This window comes from Kocuria himachalensis, from assembly GCF_054784195.1.
This window is the reverse complement of record NZ_BAAGPL010000001.1, coordinates 248950-255703: the sequence shown is the minus strand read 5'-3', so window position 1 is coordinate 255703 and position 6754 is coordinate 248950. Positions and strand designations below refer to the sequence as shown.

At 73.3% G+C, this 6754-nt stretch carries 6 protein-coding genes; 3 read left to right on the top strand and 3 right to left on the bottom strand.

The window, feature by feature from the left end; genetic code table 11:
• The first annotated feature begins 70 nt into the window (after positions 1 to 70).
• The 3 genes from ACYVM4_RS01170 to ACYVM4_RS01160 all read left to right on the top strand — a co-directional run bounded on the left by ACYVM4_RS01170 (position 71) and on the right by ACYVM4_RS01160 (position 3053).
• Complete coding sequence (locus ACYVM4_RS01170) at positions 71 to 724, top strand: NUDIX domain-containing protein (protein WP_460667380.1); 654 nt, start codon at positions 71 to 73, stop codon at positions 722 to 724.
• Positions 721 to 1740, top strand: coding sequence for a site-specific tyrosine recombinase XerD (locus tag ACYVM4_RS01165; protein WP_368821140.1), 1020 nt, complete (start codon positions 721 to 723; stop codon positions 1738 to 1740). The genes ACYVM4_RS01170 and ACYVM4_RS01165 overlap by 4 nt, the downstream gene beginning before the upstream one ends.
• Before the next feature lie 128 nt (positions 1741 to 1868).
• Positions 1869 to 3053, top strand: a complete 1185-nt coding sequence (locus ACYVM4_RS01160; RefSeq protein ID WP_460667379.1) for a D-alanyl-D-alanine carboxypeptidase family protein — start codon at positions 1869 to 1871, stop codon at positions 3051 to 3053.
• Between the two features lie 66 nt (positions 3054 to 3119).
• Here ACYVM4_RS01160 and ACYVM4_RS01155 read toward each other — a convergent pair whose 3' ends face one another.
• Genes ACYVM4_RS01155 through ACYVM4_RS01145 form a run of 3 tightly spaced genes read right to left on the bottom strand, consistent with a single transcriptional unit; the run spans position 3120 to position 6733 of the window.
• Entirely contained in the window at positions 3120 to 4262 is a 1143-nt protein-coding gene (locus tag ACYVM4_RS01155; RefSeq protein ID WP_368821142.1) for a bifunctional 2-methylcitrate synthase/citrate synthase, read from the bottom strand.
• Positions 4263 to 4299: 37 nt separating this feature from the next.
• Positions 4300 to 5208, bottom strand: a complete 909-nt coding sequence (prpB, locus tag ACYVM4_RS01150) for a methylisocitrate lyase (protein ID WP_460667378.1) — start codon at positions 5206 to 5208, stop codon at positions 4300 to 4302.
• Between the two features lie 4 nt (positions 5209 to 5212).
• The gene (locus ACYVM4_RS01145; RefSeq protein WP_460667377.1) at positions 5213 to 6733 is read right to left on the bottom strand and encodes an MmgE/PrpD family protein; all 1521 of its coding nucleotides are present in this window, start codon (positions 6731 to 6733) and stop codon (positions 5213 to 5215) included.
• Between the last annotated feature and the right edge of the window lie 21 nt (positions 6734 to 6754).

The following is a 6754-nucleotide window of genomic DNA, read 5'->3' as shown; positions in this document are numbered from 1 at the left end:
CGCACCCCACCCGCACCCCGCTCGTCGCCGCGGCAGCCCGCGCCGGGCCGCCGATCCGAAAGGGACCCCCATGGACATCCGCCACCTCGCACCCGAGGAGCTCTCCGACCAGCTCAGCGACCGCCGCACGGTGGCCTCCGAGACGGTCTACGAGGGCTTCATCTGGGACGTCCGGCGCGACGAGTTCGAGCTCGCCCAGGGCGAGGACCCCCTCCGGCGCGACTACATCACCCACCCCGGCGCCGTGTCCGTGCTCGTGCTCAACGACCACGACGAGGTGTTCCTGATCAACCAGTACCGCCGGCCGGTCGGGATGACCATGTGGGAGATCCCCGCCGGTCTGCTGGACGTGGAGGGCGAGGCCCCCGCCTCGGCCGCCCAGCGGGAGCTCGCGGAGGAGGCGGACCTGCGCGCCGAGCGGTGGGACGTCCTCGTGGACTTCCACAACAGCCCGGGCTCCTCCTCCGAGGCCAACCGGGTCTTCCTGGCCCGAGGACTCAGCGACGTCCCCGACCACGAGCTCCACGAGCGCGACGGGGAGGAGGCGGAGATCCACGGGGCGTGGGTCCCGCTCGACGGCGCGGTGCGGGCGGTGCTGGAGGGCCGCCTGAACTCGCCCGCCGTGGTGATCGGGGTCCTCGCCGCCCACGCCGCCCGCTCGGAGGGCTACCGGTCGCTGCGCCCGGCGGACGCCCCGTGGCCCGGTCACCCCGACCTCCGGTGAGCGGCACCCCGGCCGGCGGGACGTCCGGAACGACGTCCGGCGCGCCGTCCGGCGACGCGCTCGAGCGGGCCCTGGATCGCTACCTGCAGCACCTGGCCGTCGAGCGGGGCCTGGCCGCCAACACGCTGGCGGCGTACCGGCGGGACCTGCGCCGCTACGCCGAGCACCTCCGGGAGCGCACGGACCCGCCCGTGACCACGCTGGAGGGCATCACCACGGGGCACGTGCGCGACTTCCTCCGGGACCTGTCCGCCGGGTCGGAGGACAGCGCTCCCCTGAGCACCCGCAGCGCCGCGCGCAGCCTCGTCGCGGTCCGGGGCGCCCACCGGTTCTGGGCTCTCGAGGGCCTCACGCGCACGGACCCCGCGGCCCCCGTCCAGCCGCCCACGCCCGGGATGCGCCTGCCCAAGGCCGTTCCGGTCGAGCAAGTCACCGCGCTGCTCGAGTCGACCGGCACCGAGACCCCTCAGCAGCTGCGCGACCGGGCGCTGCTGGAGCTCCTCTACTCGACGGGCGCCCGCATCTCGGAGGCGACCGGCCTCGACGTCGACGACCTCTCCCGGGCCGTGCGCCGGAGCGGGGAGCCGGAGGACACGGGGGCCGGGATGCCCTTCGTGCGGCTGTTCGGCAAGGGCGGGAAGGAACGGATGGTCCCGCTCGGCTCCTGGGCCGTGCGCGCCGTGGACGACTGGCTGGTGCGCGGCCGGCCCGCGCTCGCCGCCGAGGGACGAGGCACGCCCGCGCTGTTCCTCAACGCCCGGGGCGGGCGGATCAGCCGCCAGACGGCGTGGACCACGGTGAAGAGCGCGGCGGAGCGGGTGGGCCTGGGCGACCGGATCACCCCGCACACGCTGCGCCACTCCTTCGCGACCCACCTCCTCGAGGGCGGCGCCGACCTGCGCGTCGTCCAGGAGCTGCTCGGCCACGCGTCCGTCAGCACCACCCAGGTGTACACCCTGGTGACCGTCGACTCCCTGCGGGAGGTCTACGCCGCTGCCCACCCCCGCGCCCGGTAGCCGGGCCCGCTGTCCGGCGGCGCGTCCCGGAGAGGTCACACACGTGTCAGTGCTTTCGGGAACACCCGCCGGCGGCCTAGCCTGGACGCACGCCCGAGCGCTCCGCTCGGTGGACGGACGGGGACGTCATGCGGGAGACCACACGGCACAGCACGCAGCACAGCACGCAGCACAGCACGGGACGGACGGGACGGATGCTGCTCGTCCTGCTGTGCGCCCTCGGCCTGGTGCTCCCGGGCCTCGGCTCACCGGCGTTCGGGGCCACGGCGATCCAGGCCGAGCACCAGCGGCTCGGAGGCGCGGAAGGCCGGCTCGGCAGGGCCCTGGGCCCCGAGCGGTGCGGGCTCGTCCGGGAGGGCTGCTACCAGAATTTCGAGCGCGGGAGCATCCACTGGTCCCCGCGGACCGGGGCCCGGCCCACGTGGGGGGCGATCCGTGCGGCGTGGGCCGCGCAGGACCACGAGCGGGGGCGGCTGGGCTACCCCGTGGGGCGCGAGGTCTGCGGACTGCGCGACGCCGGCTGCTACCAGTCCTTCGAGGGCGGGGTCGTGCTGTGGTCGCGGCCGAGCGGGGCCCACCCCACCATCGGCGGCATCCGGGCGGCCTGGCTGCGCCACGGTGCGGAGCACGGTGCCCTGGGCTACCCGGTCTCGGTGGAGTCCTGCACGGGCGGCGGCTGCCGGCAGTCCTTCCAGCGCGGGTCCGTCACCTGGACGCGCGGCGCCGGGACCCGGGTGGCCCGGGAGATCGACCGCGCCGCGTCGGTGTACGTCGTCGTCAACAAGCGCCGCCCCCTCGACCCCGCCGACCACGTGCCGCGCCCCCTCGAGTCCGTGGGCGGGCAGCTCCTGCGGGCGGACGCCGCCGCGGCGTTCCGGCGGATGCAGCGGGCGGCCGCAGCGGACGGCGCGCCCCTGACGGCGGTCAGCGGATACCGCTCCTACGCCACGCAGGCGAGCCTCTACCGCCACTACGTGGCGCTCTACGGGCAGGCACAGGCGGACCTGATCTCCGCCCGGCCTGGCCACAGCGAGCACCAGACCGGGCTGGTCATGGACATCGGCGACCCGAGCGGGGAGTGCGGTCTGCAGAGCTGCTTCGAGGGGACCCCGGCCGGGGCCTGGGCGCGCGAGCACGCCCACGAGCACGGCTTCATCGTGCGGTATCCCCGCGGCCGGACGGCGACCACCGGCTACGCCTACGAGCCGTGGCACCTGCGCTACGTCGGCGTGCACGTGGCCGGCGGCATGGCCGACCAGGACATCCCCACGCTCGAGCACTACATGGGGCTGCCCGCGGCGCCCACCTACTGAGCGTCCGGAACGGGGGCGGGACCCGCGGACCGGCCGACCGGTCCGCGGGCCCCCGCGGCCGCCCCGCTACAGGTGCCGCTCGTCCGGGCCGTTGTACTCGGAGAGCGGGCGGATCAGGGAGTTGGCGGCCACCTGCTCCATGACGTGGGCGGTCCAGCCCGTGATCCGGGCGGCCACGAACAGCGGGGTGAACGTGGGGATGTCGAAGCCCATGAGCCAGTAGGTCGGACCGGCCGGGTAGTCGAGGTTGGGCTTGATGCCCTTGGCCTGGTCCATGGACCGCTCGAGCCCGTTGTACAGGCCCAGCAACTCGTCCCGGCCGTAGTGGGCGATCATCGTGTCCAGGGCCGCCTTCATGGTGGGCACCCGGGAGTCCCCGTGCTTGTACACGCGGTGGCCGAAGCCCATGACCTTCTTCTTCGCCGCCAGGGCCTCGTCCATCCAGGCCTTGGCGCGGGCCTCGGCGTCGGCCTCGGACTCCTCCTTGCGGATGCCCAGCTCCACGAACGTCTCCATGACGGCCTCGTTGGCCCCGCCGTGCAGCGGGCCCTTGAGCGCGCCGATGGCGGCCGTGACCGCCGAGTGCAGGTCCGACAGGGTGGAGGTCACCACCCGGGCCGTGAACGTCGACGCGTTGAAGGAGTGCTCGGCGTAGAGGATCATCGACACGTTGAACGCCTCCACGACCTGCGGGTCGGCCTCCTCGCCGAAGGCCATCCACAGGAAGTTCGCGGAGTAGTCCAGGTCCGCCCGCGGTGCCACCACGTCCTGGCCGCGGCGGCGGCGCTGGTCGTAGCAGACGACGGCGGGCATGGCCGCGAACAGCTTCTGCGCCTTGGCCAGGTTCGCCGCGGGGGAGGAGTCCTCGGCCTGCGGGTCCTGGGCGCCCAGGACGGACGCCGCGGTGCGGCAGACGTCCATGGGGTGGCAGGTGGTCGGCAGGGCGTCGATGATCGCCTTCAGCTCGGGCGTCAGCGCCCGGTGCTCCCGCTCCCGGGCCCGGAACTCCGCCAGCTCGTCGTCGGTGGGCAGCTCGCCGTTCCACAGCAGCAGGGCGACCTGCTCGAAGGAGCAGGACGCGGCCAGCTCCTGCACGGGATAGCCGCGGTAGAGCAGGGAGTTGGTGTCCGGGTTGACCTTGGAGATGGCCGTGTAGTCGGCGACGACGCCGGCCAGCCCCTTGTGGACCTCGCTCTGGGTCTCGGTCATGGTGGTCTCCTTCACGTGGTCGGTGCGGTGGGTGCGGTCAGTGGTGCAGTCCGGGGACCTCGAAGTCGAAGACCCCGGAGTCGAACTGGTTGTACCCGTTGTAGTCCACCAGCTCGTAGAGCCGGGCGCGAGTGAGCATGTCCGGCACGGCCGCCTCCTGGGTGCCGTCGGTGCGGATGCTGTCCAGCACGCGCTCCATGGCGCCCAGGGCGGCGCGCATCAGGGTCACCGGGTAGATGATCATGTTCACGCCGGCCTCCTGGAGCTGATCGGCGGTGAACAGCTGCGACTTCCCGAACTCGGTCATGTTCGCCAGGATCGGCACGTCCACCGCCGCCCGCATCGCCTCGAACTCCGTGAGGTCGGCCATCGCCTCGGGGAAGATCGCGTCCGCCCCGGCGTCCACCAGGGCCCTGGCCCGGTCGGTGGCCGCGGCCAGGCCCTCGACGCCGCGGATGTCGGTGCGGGCCATGATCAGGAAGTTCGGGTCCCGGCGGGCCTCGGCGGCGGCACGGATCCGCTTGACGGCCGTGTCGAGGTCCACGACGTTCTTGCCGTCCAGGTGGCCGCAGCGCTTGGGGTTGAACTGGTCCTCGATGTGGCACCCGGCCAGGCCCGCGTTCTCGAGCTCCTGCACGGTGCGGGCCACGTTCATGGGCTCCCCGAAGCCGGTGTCGGCGTCGACGAGGCACGGCAGGTCCGTCACCCGGGCGATCTGCCCGGCCCGGGCAGCCACCTCGGGCAGGGCGGTGAGCCCGATGTCGGGGAAGCCGAGCTCGTTGGCGAGCACGGCCCCGGAGATGTAGACGCCGTCGAAGCCCTGCTCCTGGATCAGTTTCGTGGACAGCGGGGTGTAGGCGCCGGGGAAGCGGACGGTGGCCGGACCGGCCAGCATCTCGCGCAGGGCGATCCGCTTGGCCTCGGGGGTGGTGGTGGAGAACAGCATGGCTCTAGAAGATTCCCTTCGTGCCGGTGCGCAGGTCGACGGAGGCGGTGACGTTGAGGGCGTCCAGCTCGCCGGCGCCCAGGGCCGGGAGGTTCTCGGCGGCGGCGATGAAGCGCTCCAGCTCGTCGTCGGCGACGATCCCGGCGGCGAGGGTGCGCAGCTTGGTGACGTACTGGTCGCGGGCGAACGGGCGGGCGCCGAGCGGGTGGGCGTCGGCCACGGCGATCTCCTCGACCACGGTGGAGCCGTCGGTCAGGGTGATCTCGGCCCGTCCGCCGAAGGCCTTCTCGGCCGGGTCGAGGGAGTGGTAGCGGCGGGTCCACTCCGCGTCCTCGGCCGTGGTGACCTTGTTCCACAGGGCCACCGTGTCGGGGCGGCCGGCGCGCTCGGGGGCGTAGGAGCCCACGTGGTCCCACTGTCCGTCCTGCAGGGCCACGGTGAAGATGTAGGGGATCGAGTGGTCGAGGGTCTCCCGGGTGGCGGTCGGGTCGTACTTCTGCGGGTCGTTGGCCCCGGAGCCGATCACGTAGTGGGTGTGGTGGGAGGTGTGCAGCACGACGGAGGCGATCCGGGCCGGGTCGGCCAGCTCGGGCCGCTCGCGGTGCAGCTTGCGGGCCAGGTCGATCCAGGCCTGCGCCTGGTACTCGGCCGAGTGCTCCTTGGTGTAGGTGTCCAGGATCGCGGCCTTGGTCTCGCCCGGGGCGGGCAGCGGCACTTCGTAGGCGGCGCCGGGGCCGTCCAGCAGCCAGGCGATGACCCCGTCCTCGCCCTCGTAGATCGGGGTGGGGGAGGTCTGCCCGCGCATGGCGCGGTCCACGGCCTCCACGGCCATCTTCCCGGCGAAGGCGGGGGCGTGGGCCTTCCAGGTGGAGATCTCGCCCTTGCGGGACTGGCGGGTCGCGGTGGTGGTGTGCAGCCCCTGACCGATCGCGTGGAAGATCGTCGGCACGTCCAGGCCCAGCAGGGTGCCGATCCCGGCGGCCGCGGACGGGCCGAGGTGGGCGACGTGGTCGATCTTGTGGGCGTGCAGGCAGATGGCCTTCACGAGGTCCACCTGCAGCTCGTAGCCGGTGGCGATGCCGCGCACGAGGTCGTGGCCGTTCGCGCCCACGTGCTGGGCCACGGCCAGGATCGGCGGGATGTTGTCGCCGGGGTGGGAGTACTCGGCGGCCAGGAACGTGTCGTGGTAGTCGAGCTCGCGCACGGCCACGCCGTTGGCCCAGGCGGCCCACTCCGGGGAGACCTTGTGCCGGTCCGCGGCGACCCCGTAGAGGGCGGACCCGGTCCCGTGCGGCCCCGGCGCGTGGGACAGCGCCTGGTCCCGGGCCGAGACGATCGGGTCCCGGTTGAGCGAGGCGATCGCCACCGAGGCGTTGTCCAGGACCCGGTTGATCACCATCTCGGTCACCTCGGGGGTGACCTCGACCGGGTCCGCGGCGACCTCGGCCATCTTCCAGGCCAGCTGTTCCTCGCGGGGCAGGTTGTCCTTGGACGGGTGGACGCGAACGGAGTGGAGAACGGTCATGGGATTTCCTCTCGTGGGGAC